The following is a 14,751-nucleotide window of genomic DNA, read 5'->3' as shown; positions in this document are numbered from 1 at the left end:
ACGTGACTTGCGCCGGGGTAGGGCCGTCGAACGGCGCTATTTTTTCAGCCAGGCGGTAATCGGCGGCGTCAGAAGCTATTTTTGCGCCATTGATGGCGGGCGGTGGTGCTCGTTTCGGGCTTTTGTCAGTGCAAGCTGGTAAAGTGCCGCCCGATATTTACTTTTGAGGATTGTTTCATGGCGACTAACCGTTCCGCCCGTCTGCGTAAAAAACTCTGCGTAGACGAATTCCAGGAGCTGGGTTTTGAATTGAACCTGGACTTCAAGGAAGACCTGGACGATGCGGCAATCGATGCATTCCTCGACGCCTTCCTGAAAGAAGCCATGGATGCTCACGGCCTGGACTACGTAGGCGGCGACGACTTCGGTCTGGTTTGCTCGGCCAAACGTGGCTCGGTGGCTGAAGAGCAACGCGCTACCGTTGAAAGCTGGCTTAAGGGCCGCAGCGAGTTGACCAAGGTCGAAGTGACTCCGCTGGTCGATGCCTGGTATCCGGAAAAGCCGATCAATCCGGTTGCCTGATGCCTGAAGGGGAGCAGGCATTGCGCCTGCTCCCCTTGTGTTTTCCTGTGCGATTTCTCGTTCAGGTTCTGTTTTTTCGCTCCGCCAGATTTCCCTCCACTCTGATTTTCATCCAGCGTTCGCAATTAAATGGCGTTCTCCAGATGAGCCCTCAATGCGTGCTCCAGTTGTTTAAGCGCTGTGTCGAGCGCGGTCTGACGAGCAAAGATGATGTCGTCCGCCTCGTTCTCATCACACGCATCCTCCAGTGCTTCACACATGTCGATGACGTGCCGGGCGCTGATGATTCTCGCAGCGCCCTTTATTTTATGGCCCATGTCGCGCAATTGCTGGCGATCACCCTGAGGCACAAGTGCCATGAGTTCCACGCGGTCTGCACTGTTGCTGGTGAACAGTTGTTCGATCAGCCTTTTTGAAAGGTCTTCACGGCCACCTGTAAGGGCTGCGATGCTCTCGGGAGAAAAAGTCAGCGGATCACTCAGGCGGACGTAGCGGGAGAGAACGCCGACTTTTGACAGCCGCTCATTGAGCGTGGTCAGGCTGATGGGTTTGAACAGGCAATCGTCCATGCCAGCGTCTCGACAGCGCTGCGATTCTTCCGGCTGCGCGTTGGCGGTGTAGCCCAGTATCGTGCAGCGTTGACGGGATTCAAGGCGTTCTTGCTCTCGAATGCTGCGTGTCAGGTCGTAGCCGCTCATCACCGGCATGTTGCAGTCGGCGATGACCAGGTCGAAATGCTCACTGCGCCAGCGTTGCAGGGCGTCGATACCGTTCACGGCCATTTGGCAGTGGTGCCCCAGAAAGCATAGTTGCTCAATCAGCAGCAATCGGTTGGCCGGGTGATCGTCGACGATCAGGATGTCCAGTCGGGCGGAGGAATGGGGCGTCACGTCGCGGGGAGTCGAATGCGATTCGAGCACATCCAGCGTGGTGAGGTCGAAGGTCATGTCGACGCGCGTGCCTTGTCCGGGCTGGCTTCCAAGGCTCAGGGTCCCCCCCATCATTTCACACAGGCTGCGGCAAATAACCAGGCCCAGCCCGGCGCCGGTTCTTGCCAGTTGTCCGGAATTGTCGACCTGCGCAAACGGCTCGAACAGACGCTGCTGGTCCTCCTGGCTGATACCGATACCGCTGTCATGAATACTCACGTGCACTCGCAAACACTCAGGTGAGGGCCCATCTTCAGTATGCAGACTGATTTTGACCTGCCCCTGCTCGGTGAACTTGATGGCGTTGCTGATGAGGTTGGACAAAATCTGCTTGAACCGCAGCGGGTCGATGAGGACGTCGGTATTGATGCTGGCGTCCAGATCCAGGGCCAGGGTCAGGCTCTTCTGGCGCGCCAGCCCGTCGAACACCCTGACCACGGATTCAACCAGTTGCCGGAGATTGGCACGCTCCGGGCTCAGGCTCAGGCGGCCGGATTCGATCCTCGCGATGTCGAGAATATCGCCGATCAATTCCAGCAGGTCCTTGGCCGAGCTGTAGGCCACTTCGATGGCGGGACGGTCGAGCTGCCCTTTGTCGGCGCGCTTGATTGCCAGCTCAAGCATGCCGATGACGGCATTCATCGGCGTTCTTATTTCGTGGCTCATGGTCGCCAGAAAAGTGCTTTTCGCGCGATTGGCTTCATCGGCGAGCTCTTTGGCGTTCTGCAACTCCTCGATCAACTGACGGCGTTCGCTGATGTCGATCCATCCGCCAATGATGCCCTGCACCTTGCCAAGCGAATCACGGAAAGGAAGGATCCAGTGGTAAATCGTCAGGTTGCGCTCACCAATGTGCAGCGACCTGTCCGACACGAGAGGTGCATCCTCTTCCATCACCCTTTGGTAGTCCGCGACGTAACCCAGGGCTTCATCCGTGTCGCTCAACACGCCGTCCAGAAGGCTTTTGCCGATGACATCCTCACGTTTCGCGGCGAAGGCCGCGAGGTAGCTGTCATTGCAAATCTTCAGCAGGCCTTTGGCGTCGCGAACGTAGATCGGATGCGGCGTGCCATTGACCAGCGCGCTCATGAATTCGAACTGATCGTTGAGCGCTCGCTCAGCCCGCTCGCGTTGTTTGATCTGACGGCGCATCCAGGCATTCCAGGCCAGCGATCCCAGCAACAAGACGCCCGCGCCGATGACGATCTGGTAGATGAGTAGCTGGTAATCGTGCCACGCACCCTGATTTGCCGGGATGTAGGAGCGCCAGCGGTTGTTGATGACCCTCAGGTCCTCGGGCGCGATGCTCGACAACGCCTTGTCGAGGATGCCGCTGAGCTCCGTCGCATTGCGTGATGTCGCCATGGCGATTCTGGCTGGCACATTACCCACGGTGACCCGCATCTGCAGCGAATCCTGCAAAGCTCTGGACGACAAGTAATAGCTGGCGCTGAGCAAGGAGGTAATCGCGCCCTCGACCCGTCCGTGGGCCAGCATGTCCAGTGCTTGGGAGGGATTGTCGACCTCGACCGGGTAAATATCCGGCCAGGCCTCTTTCAGGTATTCAAGGAGCGGGCTGCCCAATGCCAGGGCGACGCGCTTGCCGGCAAGCTGCTCCAGATTGGCAGGGCTGGAAGGCCGTTTGCGGGTGACGAGCACGAACGAGTTGTCCAGGTAGGGACGACTGAAGCTGAAACGATTTTCACGCTCGTCGCTGGGGACCATCGCGCCGATCATGTCTGCCTTGCCCTGAGTTACCTGATTCATCATGTCGTTCATGCTGGGCGCATGAGTGACCTGAAACTTCAGTCCGGTGCGTAATCTCACCAGCTCCAGCAGGTCGGCGGTGACGCCGCGGAAATTGCCGTTGGCGTCGAAGAACGTCAGGGGCGCGTAGGCGTCGTTGATCACCACCCGCACGGTCGGATGCTGGGCGATCCATCGTTCTTCGCGTTGAGTGAGTTGCAGTTTCTGGTCGGTAAGCATCAGATCGCTGCCCGCGCCCCAGCGCTTGGAGATGGCAATACGCTCTTCGACCGGGATGCCCTTGAGCACCAGATTGATGATCTGCACCAGTGGAGCGTTGTCGGTGCGCGTGGCGAAGCTGAAACCATTTGCTTCGTGCTTGCCGAAGTTGGCCATCTGCACGTTGTTCAGATAGCCCTTGTTGATCAGGTAATGGGTGGAAATGGTGTCGCCGAGAAACACATCCGCCTGGTTGAAGGCCACCGCATTGATTGCGCTCTGAAACGAAGGGAAAGTCTGCAGGCGAGCCTTGGGATAGAGCGCGGCGATGTCCTTGGGCGGCAGGTAGTGATAAACCATGCTCAGGCGCAAGCCGTTGAGGTCATCGCTGAGCGAACGGTTTTCGCCGATCCGCGTGACCAGTACGGGTTGATCGACTGCGTAGGGTGTGGACAGGGTGACGTTGCCCTGGCTGGCCTCGAAGCCATTGGCGCTGCCCAGAAGGTCGATTTCCCCGCGCTGCAACGCATCAACTGCAGCGTCTCGGGATTCGTAGCGCTGGACCCTTACGGGCAGATCCAGCGCTCGCGCGATGATGCCCGCGTAGTCGGCCGTGAACCCTTCGTAATCATGCCCGGTCAAGGTCATGTCGAAGGGCGGGTAGTCCGGGGCAGATGTTCCCAGAACCAGCTCTCGCTTGCTGCGTACCCACTGCCATTGCGTCCGGTCCAGCGTCACGTCCATGTGGGCTGGGTTGGATCGGCTCAACAGCGTATAGCGTTCAGCCACCGCGCCGTGCGCCTGAGCGATAAAGCCCAGGCAGGCGAACAGGGTCAGCGTCCAATAGTCCTTTAAGCCGTTTGACATCCTATCTCTCACACTAACGAATTGCGTTTAGCCATCTCGATAAGTTCTACCAGCGTCTTTGCCCTCAGCTTTTGCATTAAACGAGTCTTGTACGTGCTGACTGTTTTGTTGCTGAGAAACATTCCTTTGGCGATTTCTTTATTGGTGCGCCCTTGAGCGAATAATTGCAATACCATTAATTCGCGGTCGTTGACCAGTTTGAATAACTCTATTTCGCTCGGTTGACCATCTTCGCGCGCGCAGGCCATCAGAGCCTGGCTGGGAAAGTAATTGTAGCCGGATAATACGGCTTTGACCGAGCTAAGTAGCTCACTGAGGTCTTCCTGCTTGCATACATAGCCCGCCGCCCCTGACTGCATGCAGCGAATAGCGAACAGGTCAGGGGTCTGTTCGGTGAGCACCAGAATTTTGCACGGGAGGTTCATTGCGTTGAATCGGGCCAGCACCTCGAGGCCGTCCAGCTTGGGGATGCTGATGTCGAGAATGATCAGGTCAGGCATGCACTCGCGAACCATTTGCATTGCGTCGACGCCGTTATCTGTTTCACCAACCACTTTGTAATTTTCATTTTCGAGCAACATACGAATAGCCAGGCGAATAACCGGGTGATCGTCAATGATAAATACTGAATTCATACTTTAATCCATGTCAGCAGTGAAGATAGCGCGCACCTTATCTCAGTTGTTGCAGCAGTCACATGAACAGACACGGTTGCTGGGGAGATATAGGAAGTTTCCTACGTGAATTAGCGTATCGGCGTACGTAAATACCCACGTGGAGCGAAAACTTTAATCGTGGTAGTGCTGATTCTTCATCGAAATGGTTATTGCTGAATAGTACGGTTATTTCCTTTAGGAATTATCCTACATACCTAAAGCCTACTGACTACAGAGTAAAAAAGTCGCCGCGCCAAAGTTACTCGTCGTCAGCCCCGTCATGACTTTCCGAGCACGATAGCAACCTGTAAAGATCCGGTGCGAAAAGTGGTTTGCTCAGGCAGCCCAGTAGCGGCAGGCCTCTTTCGGTAGCATGGCGGGCAACCTCGTCCAGATCATGCTGAGCCTTTCCGCTGAACACCACGGCCTGAATAATCAATCCGCGTTGGGTGGCTTCTTCGATCAGGTCCAGACCACTGATGTCAGGCAGACCCTGATCGCACAACAGAAGGTCATAGGGCATCTCACTGGACTCCATGGCGAGCAAAGCGTCTTTGGCGGTCAGGACGGGCGTCAGCCGATAAAACCCATGTTGGTTCAGCAGGATTTCCGTGGCGATGAGCTGGAAGGGGTGGTCTTCCACCAGCAGAATGCGAAGATTTTTTTTGAGCATCGGGGGGGTTCCGGAGAATCGGCGATTCTAGACAGGCCTGTTCGTGCTGCGTTTGATCGCACCTGAATGCGTGCGTCTGTGGGGGAGCCTGCGGCACCACGAATCGCTTTGGGGATGCGCGCAAGCGGGGCGAGTATTGGATAGAGACGACGCTGCCGCGATAGGAGCATTCTCCGATTGGCGTAGGAAGCTTCCGAAGTTGCCAAAGGCGTTTCTAGATCCGGTGAAGGCACAACCCGATTTCATGATAGGAATCGGGTTTTTTTTCAGCCTGTCGGGCACTTATACCGGGCTGCTGCGACCGGTCATCTCTCTGGCCATCTCGCTGGCATAGCTGTCGGTCATGCCTGCGATAAAATCGATCACCCGCAGAAACGAGGTGTGCAACGGCCAGGCTGGGTCGGGCGCGTTGTTACCCAGCAGGTCGAGGATACGACGGCTTTTGAATGAAGGGGTGCGGCCGTCGAATTGCTCCAGCGCCGCCCCGCAGAACGCATTGAGCAGGATCTCAAGCGTGGTGTACGCGCCGATCTCATGCAGCGTCTTGCGTTTGTCCTGGAAGATTTTCTTGCGCGCCATGTCCTTGGCATCAAGGACGCAGCGCTTGGCCGGTCCGTGCATGTGTTCCACCAGGTCGCCTGGCAGCGTGCCGGCCAGCAGAGCGTCCTGTTGCTCTACAAACGCTCTGGCCGCCGCGTTGGTCAAGTGCTCGATGGCTTTGCCGCGCAAAATCGCCAGTTTGCGCCGACGGGAATCGTCCGGCCCCAGTTGGCGGTACGTCTCTGGCAGGTCGTCGCCCACCAGCCCCAGCAGCAGCGCTTCGACTTCGGCGTACTCGAGCAAGTCCATTTCCAGCCCGTCTTCGAGGTCGATCAGGGCATAGCAGATATCGTCGGCGGCCTCCATCAGGTACACCAGCGGATGCCTGGCCCAGCGCTGGTCCTCTATCTGTGGCAAACCGAGTTTGGCGGCGATCTGTTCGAGGATGGGCAATTCGCTCTGGTAGCAGCCGAATTTGTGTTTTTTGTAGCCAAGGGAATCGGCGTGACGGGCAGTCCACGGGTATTTCAGGTAGGTCCCGAGGGTCGCGTAGGTCAGCCGTGTACCGCCTTCGAACTGGTGATATTCAAGCTGGGTGAGCACCCGAAAACCTTGGGCATTGCCTTCAAAGTTAAGGAAGTCGTTGCGTTCGACGTCGCTCATTGCATCAAGCCAGCCACGTCCGGCGGCCTGTTTGAACCAGTTGCGAATAGCGTCTTCACCGGAGTGGCCAAAGGGCGGGTTACCGATATCGTGCGCCAGACAGGCCGATTGCACGACCATGCCAAGATCGCTTGGCGCGCACCACTCGGGGAGGGCATCACGCAAGGTTTCCCCAACGCGCATGCCGAGCGAGCGGCCTACGCAGCTGACTTCAAGCGAGTGGGTGAGGCGGGTATGAATGTGGTCGTTGCTGGTGACGGGATGAACTTGAGTCTTGCGCCCCAGACGGCGAAAAGCGCCCGAAAAAATAATCCGGTCATGGTCTTTGTGAAACGGGCTGCGCCCCAGTTCTTCAGGGCTGTGCAGGGTTTTGCCGAGTCGCTCGCGGGTAAGCAGGGTTTGCCAATCCAAGGCGTTTACTCCATCGGGTAATTATCGGCCTAGCTTCCCGCTTCGACCGGCCCCCCGCAAGTGCAATTGGCTCATAATCCCGCTGCATCGACGTCAATCAACAGTAATCGCTCGCCGTTGCCGCAGAACTGCCCGGCAGTGAGGCAATACTGGTTACTGGTAGCGTCCCGGTAGGTGGTCGACAGCGTCAGCCGCCGCTCATGCCAACCCTCGGCCAGCAGGTGATAGAAATACGGGCGCCAGGACCAGTTATGCCCCAGATACCGGGGGTCGGCCTGCCAGCTGCCGTCGCGCCATTCCAGATTGGGTGTGAGCTGGGTGCCATGGCGGTCGCACTGATAAAACCGCAGCAGCCAGGGGAAGTCATCCATCGGCGGCAGAGACGTCAGCGGGTCGTGATTTTCTGCCCAGGCTTGCAGCAGATTCATTAACCTGGACAACTGCTTGCGCAGACTCATCAGCCGCTCGCGTTCACCGACTTTCTGCAACACATAGCGGTCACGTAACGTGGCGAATTGGTCGACGAACGCATCGGCAGAGAAAAAGTCCAGCTCGGCCTGTGCAAACAGAAAGCCCTGCACATAACGCGAACCGCACTCCAGCGCAAACTGAAGCTCGGCTTCGGTCTCAACCCCTTCAGCGATAATCCAGCAGCCTGTTTTCTCGGCCATCTGCGCCAGCGCCTTTACTACATCGCTGCTGGGTCCGCCACGCGCGGCCGCCTGGAACAGCTGCATATCCAGTTTGAGGATGTCAGGCTGTAACGCCAGCACCCGATCCAGCTGGGAATAGCCTGCGCCAAAGTCGTCGATGGCGATCCGTGCGCCCGCCTCACGGTAGCGCGCCACCACCTCGCTCAAGCAATGACTGTCGCCGCCTAATTCGGTGATTTCGAAGACAATGCGCTCCGGTGCGATGCCATGCAGCTGCAATTGCTGAAGACTTGGCAACGGCTGGCCGGCGCGTAGGCGGCTGATCCAGCGCGGAGAGATATTGAGGCTCAGAAACCAGTCGTCGGGTGCTTCGTGCAGGCGGCTCAGTGCATCGTCGCGGATCAGTCGATCCAGGCGGCGCAGCGCGGTGCCAGAGACTTTAGGGTCGGTAAACAGTGGTCCGACCGATTGCAACCGGCCGTTTTCCAGACGCAGACGTCCCAAGGCTTCGATGCCTGCAATGCGGCCAGTTGCGGTATCGATGAACGGCTGAAAACAGGCTAGCGGGTGCCCATCGAACACGTGGCCTCCTCAGTGGGGAATAGTCGTTATTTTTTACGCACACTAACTTTCTCCATTGGCGGACCAATGGAGAAAGGATCGATCAGAAATGTGTCTGCAAGAATGCAGCCAAATGGCCAGCTCAGCGTTGGCGATTGCTGCCCTGGATCGCCATTTTGAGCAGCGGCAACAACGTTGCGCTGAGCTTGACCAGACGGCCAACGCTACCGGCTCGCTTGCTGCGGGCGCCTTTGCCGGTCAGGAAGCCCAGCAGGGAGACAATACCTACACCCCAGAGCGGCGCATGTTTGATACCAAGGGTGCCTTGCCAGTCTTGAGTCATGCCGCGCACTCGATGCAAGGGGCGCATCAGTTGTGTGGACTCGTGACGGATCTCTTGCCTGTGCATTTCCATGCGCAGGCGAACCAGCGCTTTGCGCAGTTCGCGGCGATTATGGGTCTTTGGCAATTCGGGCTGGCTCATGGCATCAATCGCTCGCGGTCGTTGGCCAATTCTTCCAGGGTGGAGTGGAAGGGTGAGGACTCATCGAAAATCGCTGACTTTAGTTTCATCGCGCAAAACAGAGCAGCCAGGGTGTAGAAACCGCACAGCGCAACGATACCCATCAGGCGGTAGCTGTCCCAGACCAGAATCAGGAACAACGCCGACAACCCGATCAGTAAAAGTAAGGCGAACACCAGTGCCAGACCCGCGAACAAAAGCAGGCTGACCGTGCGTGCTTTTTGCTCCTGCAGTTCAATGCCGAACAGCTCGATATGGCTGTGCAGCAGGCCCAGAAACGCCGCACCGAGCCGGCGAGGTGAAGAGCTGTTATCGGTCGAAGAAGGACCGGATTCCGTTCCCAGTGTCATATCGTTCAGCGCCTTGTGGCCAACAGACCCAGCAGAAAGCCTGCACCGGCTGCGATGCCGACAGACTGCCACGGATTGCTCTGTACGTAATCTTCAGTCGCGACAACAGCAGCTTTGCCGCGCTCGCGCAGCGCATCTTCCGTCAACTTCAGGGTTTCCCGGGCACGCAGCAGGCTTTCCTGAATCTGACCGCGCAGCTCGTCCGCTTGGTCGCCGGCCAGGGATGCTGTGTGTGCCAGCAGCTTTTCGGTGTCGGCAACCAGCGTCTGGAAGTCTGCCATCAAGATGTCTTGGGCTTTCTCTGCGGTTTGGCGGGCCATGGTTTTCTCCGTTAGGTTGCAATATGGGTTTTCGAGTATGGCTGATTACTGAAGGTTCATTTCAATTGCAGTCCCAATTGCAAAGCAGGGGCCTAACAGTGATCACTTCAGCCCTATGATTCGGCGGGAGGAGAGCATCGGTATTCGCGCCCTGTTGCGGGTCGCGAGCCAAATGACGCGCCTTTAAAAGGTGCGCTGGCCTGATTGGGGGAGGGTCGCGGCTGCGTCTCGACGCTGTCGGCAGGCGCGCCTAAACTGACGTCTCCACTTGCTTTTTGAGGGCGCGCTGATGCCACCTGAATGCCAGTTGTTCAGCACCGTGGGTTGTCATTTATGTGAAATTGCCGAAGCCGAATTGATGCCCTTGATCGAGCACGGACTCTTGGTTGAATTGATTGATATCGCAGAAAGCGACGTCATGGCCGAGGATTACGGGCTGAGGATTCCCGTATTGCGACGCACCGACACCGGGGCCGAACTGGATTGGCCGTTCGACGCCGGGCAGGTGGTGGAGTTCTTGCGCTCAACCAGCGGGTAACGGGTCAGCGCCTTGCAGCAGGGAGGGCAACAAAGATTTACAGATATTGAGTGTCCACGACCATAGCTTTGGCAACTGCTTCTTTCTGCTGCTCAGTCATGCTGTCCCAGACATGGACCTTGGCGTAGTAGCCCAGGCCTGCGACGACGTAGAGGCTGAGGGTGAATGCGATGAAGATCGACAGAAAGGTCCACCGGCCCACGTCGCTCTGTTCACCGGAAAAGGTTTCGGAGTAGTTCTCGTCGTTCTGCGGCGCAGTACGGGTGGCAATGCGTTTTATCCATTGAAGCAGTTGAACCAGCATGGGCGTGACCTCGAAAGTTGAAAAATAAAACAGTGGCAGGGCAGTGGCAGCTCCATAAGTCGAGAGTCTCCAGTGCCGACGCAAAAAGGCACGGCGTTCAGGCGTGGCGCGCTGATCACATTCTGAAAACGAAAAAAGCCCGTCGATGACGGGCTTTCTTTTTATGGTCTCAGGTCCAGCTGCGCTTTCGAATTCGACGATGAAAGTGATCGTTGTCGTTCGTTGTGACGCCTGCTTGCCGATTTCGAAACATTTTAGAACAAATCAAAATCGGCTTCCAGATGTGTCATGTAGTTGTCTGATAACCGGTGCCGTTTCGGACTGCGTCATGTCGTCGCACACCGCTCGAACGGTCGGGCCAGAGCGGTTGTCGGATGCGGTCACTGTAAGCATCCTGCGCCCAAGTGCGTTTGATCACTTGCAGAGTGCTTAAAGCGTCTGCGCTCGCGCCGCGCCGTGGCACTGGGTGATAATGCGTGTCCTGCAACGCCCCCTGTCATCAATGCTGAGTCACGCATGTCTGAATCTGTTTTTTCCGCCGCTCATCTTCAGGCCAGCACGCTGTATCTGCCGCCCGGCGCATGGGCCACCGTGCTCGACTGTCTCTGTGACCGGTTTCGCGCGATCACCCGGGAGCAGTGGCTTGACCGTATCGCCCGTGCACGAGTGCTGGACGGCGAGGGCAAACCGATTTCCGTTGATCTTGCTTACCGCGAAGGGCTGCGCATTCATTACTTTCGGGAAGTGCCCAACGAGACGCCGATCCCGGTGGTAGAGTCAATTCTGTACGCAGACGAGCATTTGGTAGTCGCGGACAAACCACACTTTTTGCCCGTTACGCCAGCGGGGGAGTACGTTGAGGAAACGCTGCTCAGGCGTTTGATTCGCACGCTTGCCAACCCTGATCTGGTGCCGTTGCACCGCATAGATCGACACACCGCAGGCCTGGTGCTGTTTTCGGCCAACAAGAAAACGCGCTCGGCCTATCAGGCGTTGTTCCCGACCCGCACCATCCATAAGCGCTACGAGGCCATCGCCCCCGCATTGCCAGGCCTTGAGTTCCCGCGGGTTCACAAGACCCGCCTGGTTGAGGGCGAACCGTTTTTTCGCATGCAGGAAGGCGCGGGCACCAGCAACACCGAAACGCTAATTGAGGTAGTTGAGCGCAATGGGGCGCTGTGGCGCTACGCGCTGTATCCGGTTACAGGCAAGAAGCATCAGTTGCGCGTGCACATGGCGGCGCTGGGCGCAGGCATCTGCAACGATCCGTTCTATCCGAATGTGTTGGAGGACGCGGTCGATGATTTTGATCAACCGCTGAAGCTACTGGCGCAAGCCTTGCGATTTATCGACCCGCTGACGGGTGAGGAAAGGGCGTTCCGCAGCGAGCTGACACTGGACTGGTGATGGCTTGAGCCCACTTGGCGCGTAACGCATCGCTCGGATCGGCCTGAGAGGCGCACATAAAAAAACCCGCACGAAGCGGGTTTTTTGGTGTTTGCGGACTTACAGATCTTTAACGGTACGAACCTGGTCTTTGTTGACGCGGGTTTCTTTGCCGTCCAGTTGCTTGAACTCATAGAAGCCTGAGTCTTCGTCATATTTCGGAGTGTCAACGGCTTGGATTTCACGGCCGTCATTCAACGTGATCACAGTGGGCGACGAGCAACCAGCGAGGGAAGCAAGGCTCAGTGCGAGCAAGAAGGCTGCGGGAATAGTCCGTTGTTTCATTACAGTGTCTCCAGAATGGAATTCTTTGTGTAGTGGGGTTTCTGACGCGGGCGCGACCGGCTAAGTTCCATGAAATTCAGTTGCGTCACCTCAAAAGATGATTCAGGTCAGTAAATCCGGAGTGTTGAAGTTAGCAAGACGCGGATCGCCAGCATCGCATTGAAACGCCACCGCGCCCAGTCTTGACAGGGTATAGCGCGGGCTGCGTTGGCCTTCATTCCAGTCGCGTTCGAACGCGCCCGATTGTGCAAGCGGGATAATGCACAATAACGGCTCCCATTGCTCGCCCTGACGCACCATCACCGGTTTGTCCCGATGCGCCTGAGCGGTGATGCGCAGACCTTCTATAAGTCCGCTATCCAGCAGCGGCGCGTCACAGGGCAGCACCAAAAGCCATGGGTGCACCGCCGCCGCAAGGCCAGCCCGAATTCCTGCGTAAGGCCCCGGAAAGTCGGACTGGTCGTCATGGACAAGGCGATCCGCATAAGCAAGATAGCGCTCGGGGTTGCGGTTGCACGAGATGATCAGGTCGTCCGTCCACGGTCGCACCAGGCGCTGGGCGTGGGCGATCAGAGGCTCACCTCGCCATTCAACCAGGCCCTTGTCACGTCCGCCCATGCGCTGGCCACGACCACCGGCCAACAGCAAAACAGAGCAGGGGGGAAGGTCAGAAATGGCGTTCATGGAGGACTCAACCGGCGCGGGAAAAACAGGTGCTGTGATATAACACCGGCCTGTTTTCACTACAACCGGACCTAGCCGATGAAAGCCAAGGCAGACACACCTTTCGTACCCTTGAATATTGCCGTTCTGACTGTCAGCGACACCCGCAGCCGCGACACCGATACCTCAGGACAGATGTTCGTAGACCGTTTGACCGAAGCCGGTCACGGCCTCATCGAACGCGTCCTGCTCAAAGATGATCTGTATAAGATCCGCGCTCAGGTCGCGACCTGGATCGCCGACGACGACGTGCAGGTAGTGCTGATCACAGGTGGTACGGGTTTTACCGGCCGCGACAGCACTCCCGAAGCGGTAGCCTGCCTGCTCGACAAACAGGTCGACGGTTTCGGTGAGCTTTTCCGCCAGATATCCCTGCCAGACATTGGCACCTCGACTATCCAGTCACGTGCCTTGGCGGGCCTGGCCAATGGCACGCTGGTGTGCTGCTTGCCGGGTTCCACCAACGCCGTGCGCACCGGCTGGGACGGTATTCTCGCCCAGCAACTCGACTCTCGGTTCCGTCCCTGCAACTTCGTCTCGCACCTGAAAAAAGCCGAACTGTGCGCGACCCGAGGCTAGTCCCATGAGCGAACCTGAAAAGCGCGGCTTGATGCCGGTGGAAGAGGCCATGGCGCGCTTGATGTCCATGGCCGAAGCGTCGCCGATCCGCGAGCATGAACACGTGAGCCTTGCCGATGCGCATGGGCGTGTGCTCGCCGACGATCTGATTTCAAGCCTGGACTTGCCGCCTTGGCCCAACAGCGCCATGGACGGCTATGCGCTGCGCCTCAGCGACTGGACCGGCGAGCCGCTCATCGTCAGCCAGCGCATTTTCGCCGGACAAGCCCCTGATCCATTGCAGCCGGGCACCTGTGCACGCATCTTCACCGGCGCGCCCGTGCCCGAAGGCGCCGACTGCGTCCAGATGCAGGAAAACGCTGAAGTGCTGAGCGATGAGCGCGTGCGTTTTACCGAGAAGATGCAAGCGCAGCAGAACATCCGGCCAAAAGGTCAGGAAACCACAGTTGGCGATACGGTGCTCGACGCTGGCACCGTCATGGGGCCGATCGAAATGGGGCTGGCGGCAACCATGGGCCTGGCACATCTGGACGTGGTACGCCGGCCCCGCGTGGCGGTGCTGTCCACTGGCGACGAGTTGATCGAACCGGGGCAGCCGTTAGGACCGGGGCAGATCTACAACAGCAATCGTGTGCTGCTGTGCAGTTGGCTCCAGCGTCTGGGGTGCGAGGTGGTGGACGCCGGTATTCTGCCGGACGACATGGATAAAACCCGCGCGGCGCTGGTTGGTTTGCACGAGGTCGACTTGATCCTGTCCACCGGCGGAGTGTCGGTGGGCGAGGCGGACTTTCTCGGTAAAGCATTGCGCGAAGAGGGTGAGTTGTCGCTGTGGAAGCTTGCGATCAAGCCCGGAAAGCCGCTGACATTCGGGCATTTCCGTGGCGTTCCGGTCATCGGTCTGCCGGGTAATCCTGCGTCCACGCTGGTGACTTTCGCGCTGTTGGCCCGTCCCTATCTGCTGAGACGCCTTGGGGTGAAAAAAGTCCAACCCCTCCAGTTCAAGGTCCCCGCAGGCTTCGTCTGGGACAAACCAGGCAATCGCCGGGAATACTTGCGCGGTCGGCTGGAGCAGGGGCGTGTGGTCGCTTATCGCAACCAGAGCTCCGGCGTCCTGCGCAGCGCAGCGTGGGCCGATGGCCTTATCGAGGTACGAGAAGGCACCACAGTGGCAGCGGGTGATCTGCTGAACTTCATCCCGATGAGCGAAGTGCTGGGTTAACCCCGGCAACTGCGCTGTGCCCAA

At 58.0% G+C, this 14,751-nt stretch carries 16 protein-coding genes; 5 read left to right on the top strand and 11 right to left on the bottom strand.

Annotation, left to right across the window (positions count from 1 at the left end; all coding sequences use genetic code 11):
• Positions 1–177 precede the first annotated feature (177 nt).
• Positions 178–522, top strand: a complete 345-nt coding sequence (locus OYW20_RS15190; protein WP_268796781.1) for a YggL family protein — start codon at positions 178–180, stop codon at positions 520–522.
• 125 nt (positions 523–647) lie between these two features.
• On the opposite strand, the gene OYW20_RS15185 is transcribed toward OYW20_RS15190, so the two are convergent.
• From OYW20_RS15185 to OYW20_RS15150, 8 genes are all read right to left on the bottom strand, one after another.
• The gene (locus tag OYW20_RS15185) at positions 648–4,283 is read right to left on the bottom strand and encodes a transporter substrate-binding domain-containing protein (RefSeq protein ID WP_268796780.1); all 3,636 of its coding nucleotides are present in this window, start codon (positions 4,281–4,283) and stop codon (positions 648–650) included.
• A gap of 8 nt (positions 4,284–4,291) precedes the next feature.
• Complete coding sequence (locus OYW20_RS15180; RefSeq protein ID WP_268796779.1) at positions 4,292–4,918, bottom strand: response regulator transcription factor; 627 nt, start codon at positions 4,916–4,918, stop codon at positions 4,292–4,294.
• Positions 4,919–5,198: 280 nt separating this feature from the next.
• Entirely contained in the window at positions 5,199–5,612 is a 414-nt protein-coding gene (locus OYW20_RS15175; protein WP_268796778.1) for a response regulator, read from the bottom strand.
• A 282-nt stretch (positions 5,613–5,894) separates the two neighbouring features.
• A complete protein-coding gene (locus OYW20_RS15170) occupies positions 5,895–7,226 on the bottom strand; it encodes a deoxyguanosinetriphosphate triphosphohydrolase (RefSeq protein WP_268796777.1) in 1,332 nt (443 codons plus the stop codon).
• Positions 7,227–7,297: 71 nt separating this feature from the next.
• Positions 7,298–8,461, bottom strand: a complete 1,164-nt coding sequence (locus tag OYW20_RS15165; RefSeq protein ID WP_268796776.1) for an EAL domain-containing protein — start codon at positions 8,459–8,461, stop codon at positions 7,298–7,300.
• 121 nt (positions 8,462–8,582) lie between these two features.
• A complete protein-coding gene (locus OYW20_RS15160) occupies positions 8,583–8,924 on the bottom strand; it encodes a hypothetical protein (RefSeq protein ID WP_268796775.1) in 342 nt (113 codons plus the stop codon).
• Positions 8,921–9,313 (bottom strand): phage holin family protein, encoded by a 393-nt coding sequence (locus tag OYW20_RS15155; protein WP_268796774.1) that lies wholly within the window; start codon positions 9,311–9,313, stop codon positions 8,921–8,923. Before OYW20_RS15155 ends, OYW20_RS15160 begins: the two co-directional genes overlap by 4 nt.
• A 5-nt stretch (positions 9,314–9,318) precedes the next feature.
• The gene (locus tag OYW20_RS15150; protein WP_268796773.1) at positions 9,319–9,633 is read right to left on the bottom strand and encodes a DUF883 family protein; all 315 of its coding nucleotides are present in this window, start codon (positions 9,631–9,633) and stop codon (positions 9,319–9,321) included.
• Positions 9,634–9,922: 289 nt separating this feature from the next.
• On the opposite strand from OYW20_RS15150, the gene OYW20_RS15145 reads away from it, so the two are divergent.
• Positions 9,923–10,171: a glutaredoxin family protein gene (locus OYW20_RS15145; protein ID WP_268796772.1), complete on the top strand. Its 249-nt coding sequence runs from the start codon at positions 9,923–9,925 to the stop codon at positions 10,169–10,171.
• 37 nt (positions 10,172–10,208) lie between these two features.
• Here OYW20_RS15145 and OYW20_RS15140 read toward each other — a convergent pair whose 3' ends face one another.
• Positions 10,209–10,475: a hypothetical protein gene (locus OYW20_RS15140; protein WP_268796771.1), complete on the bottom strand. Its 267-nt coding sequence runs from the start codon at positions 10,473–10,475 to the stop codon at positions 10,209–10,211.
• Between the two features lie 516 nt (positions 10,476–10,991).
• On the opposite strand from OYW20_RS15140, the gene OYW20_RS15135 reads away from it, so the two are divergent.
• Positions 10,992–11,882, top strand: a complete 891-nt coding sequence (locus OYW20_RS15135) for a pseudouridine synthase (protein ID WP_268796770.1) — start codon at positions 10,992–10,994, stop codon at positions 11,880–11,882.
• 99 nt (positions 11,883–11,981) lie between these two features.
• On the opposite strand, the gene OYW20_RS15130 is transcribed toward OYW20_RS15135, so the two are convergent.
• Both OYW20_RS15130 and mobA read right to left on the bottom strand, forming a co-directional pair.
• The gene (locus tag OYW20_RS15130; RefSeq protein WP_268796768.1) at positions 11,982–12,206 is read right to left on the bottom strand and encodes a YgdI/YgdR family lipoprotein; all 225 of its coding nucleotides are present in this window, start codon (positions 12,204–12,206) and stop codon (positions 11,982–11,984) included.
• A 102-nt stretch (positions 12,207–12,308) separates the two neighbouring features.
• On the bottom strand, positions 12,309–12,890 hold the full coding sequence (gene mobA / locus OYW20_RS15125; RefSeq protein ID WP_268796767.1) for a molybdenum cofactor guanylyltransferase MobA: 582 nt from the start codon (positions 12,888–12,890) through the stop codon (positions 12,309–12,311).
• A gap of 78 nt (positions 12,891–12,968) precedes the next feature.
• Between mobA and moaB the strand changes: the two genes are divergently transcribed.
• Both moaB and OYW20_RS15115 read left to right on the top strand, forming a co-directional pair.
• Positions 12,969–13,508 carry a molybdenum cofactor biosynthesis protein B gene (moaB, locus tag OYW20_RS15120; RefSeq protein WP_268796766.1) on the top strand — a complete coding sequence of 180 codons (540 nt, stop codon included), beginning with the start codon at positions 12,969–12,971 and terminating at the stop codon, positions 13,506–13,508.
• 4 nt (positions 13,509–13,512) lie between these two features.
• Positions 13,513–14,727, top strand: a complete 1,215-nt coding sequence (locus OYW20_RS15115; RefSeq protein WP_268796765.1) for a molybdopterin molybdotransferase MoeA — start codon at positions 13,513–13,515, stop codon at positions 14,725–14,727.
• Positions 14,728–14,751: the final 24 nt, after the last annotated feature.

Source organism: Pseudomonas sp. BSw22131, assembly GCF_026810445.1.
Lineage (GTDB): Bacteria > Pseudomonadota > Gammaproteobacteria > Pseudomonadales > Pseudomonadaceae > Aquipseudomonas > Aquipseudomonas huanghezhanensis.
This window is presented reverse-complemented; position numbering and strand designations above follow the sequence as displayed.

Bases quoted from the DNA above. Each gene is read 5' to 3' on its own strand.
- OYW20_RS15140 (WP_268796771.1), bottom strand. From the start codon at position 10,475: ATGCTGGTTCAACTGCTTCAATGGATAAAACGCATTGCCACCCGTACT.
- OYW20_RS15180 (WP_268796779.1), bottom strand. From the start codon at position 4,918: ATGAATTCAGTATTTATCATTGACGATCACCCGGTTATTCGCCTGGCT.
- OYW20_RS15190 (WP_268796781.1), top strand. From the start codon at position 178: ATGGCGACTAACCGTTCCGCCCGTCTGCGTAAAAAACTCTGCGTAGAC.
- OYW20_RS15160 (WP_268796775.1), bottom strand. From the start codon at position 8,924: ATGAGCCAGCCCGAATTGCCAAAGACCCATAATCGCCGCGAACTGCGC.
- OYW20_RS15130 (WP_268796768.1), bottom strand. From the start codon at position 12,206: ATGAAACAACGGACTATTCCCGCAGCCTTCTTGCTCGCACTGAGCCTT.
- mobA (WP_268796767.1), bottom strand. From the start codon at position 12,890: ATGAACGCCATTTCTGACCTTCCCCCCTGCTCTGTTTTGCTGTTGGCC.
- moaB (WP_268796766.1), top strand. From the start codon at position 12,969: ATGAAAGCCAAGGCAGACACACCTTTCGTACCCTTGAATATTGCCGTT.
- OYW20_RS15185 (WP_268796780.1), bottom strand. From the start codon at position 4,283: ATGTCAAACGGCTTAAAGGACTATTGGACGCTGACCCTGTTCGCCTGC.
- OYW20_RS15150 (WP_268796773.1), bottom strand. From the start codon at position 9,633: ATGGCCCGCCAAACCGCAGAGAAAGCCCAAGACATCTTGATGGCAGAC.
- OYW20_RS15175 (WP_268796778.1), bottom strand. From the start codon at position 5,612: ATGCTCAAAAAAAATCTTCGCATTCTGCTGGTGGAAGACCACCCCTTC.
- OYW20_RS15135 (WP_268796770.1), top strand. From the start codon at position 10,992: ATGTCTGAATCTGTTTTTTCCGCCGCTCATCTTCAGGCCAGCACGCTG.
- OYW20_RS15145 (WP_268796772.1), top strand. From the start codon at position 9,923: ATGCCACCTGAATGCCAGTTGTTCAGCACCGTGGGTTGTCATTTATGT.
- OYW20_RS15115 (WP_268796765.1), top strand. From the start codon at position 13,513: ATGAGCGAACCTGAAAAGCGCGGCTTGATGCCGGTGGAAGAGGCCATG.
- OYW20_RS15155 (WP_268796774.1), bottom strand. From the start codon at position 9,313: ATGACACTGGGAACGGAATCCGGTCCTTCTTCGACCGATAACAGCTCT.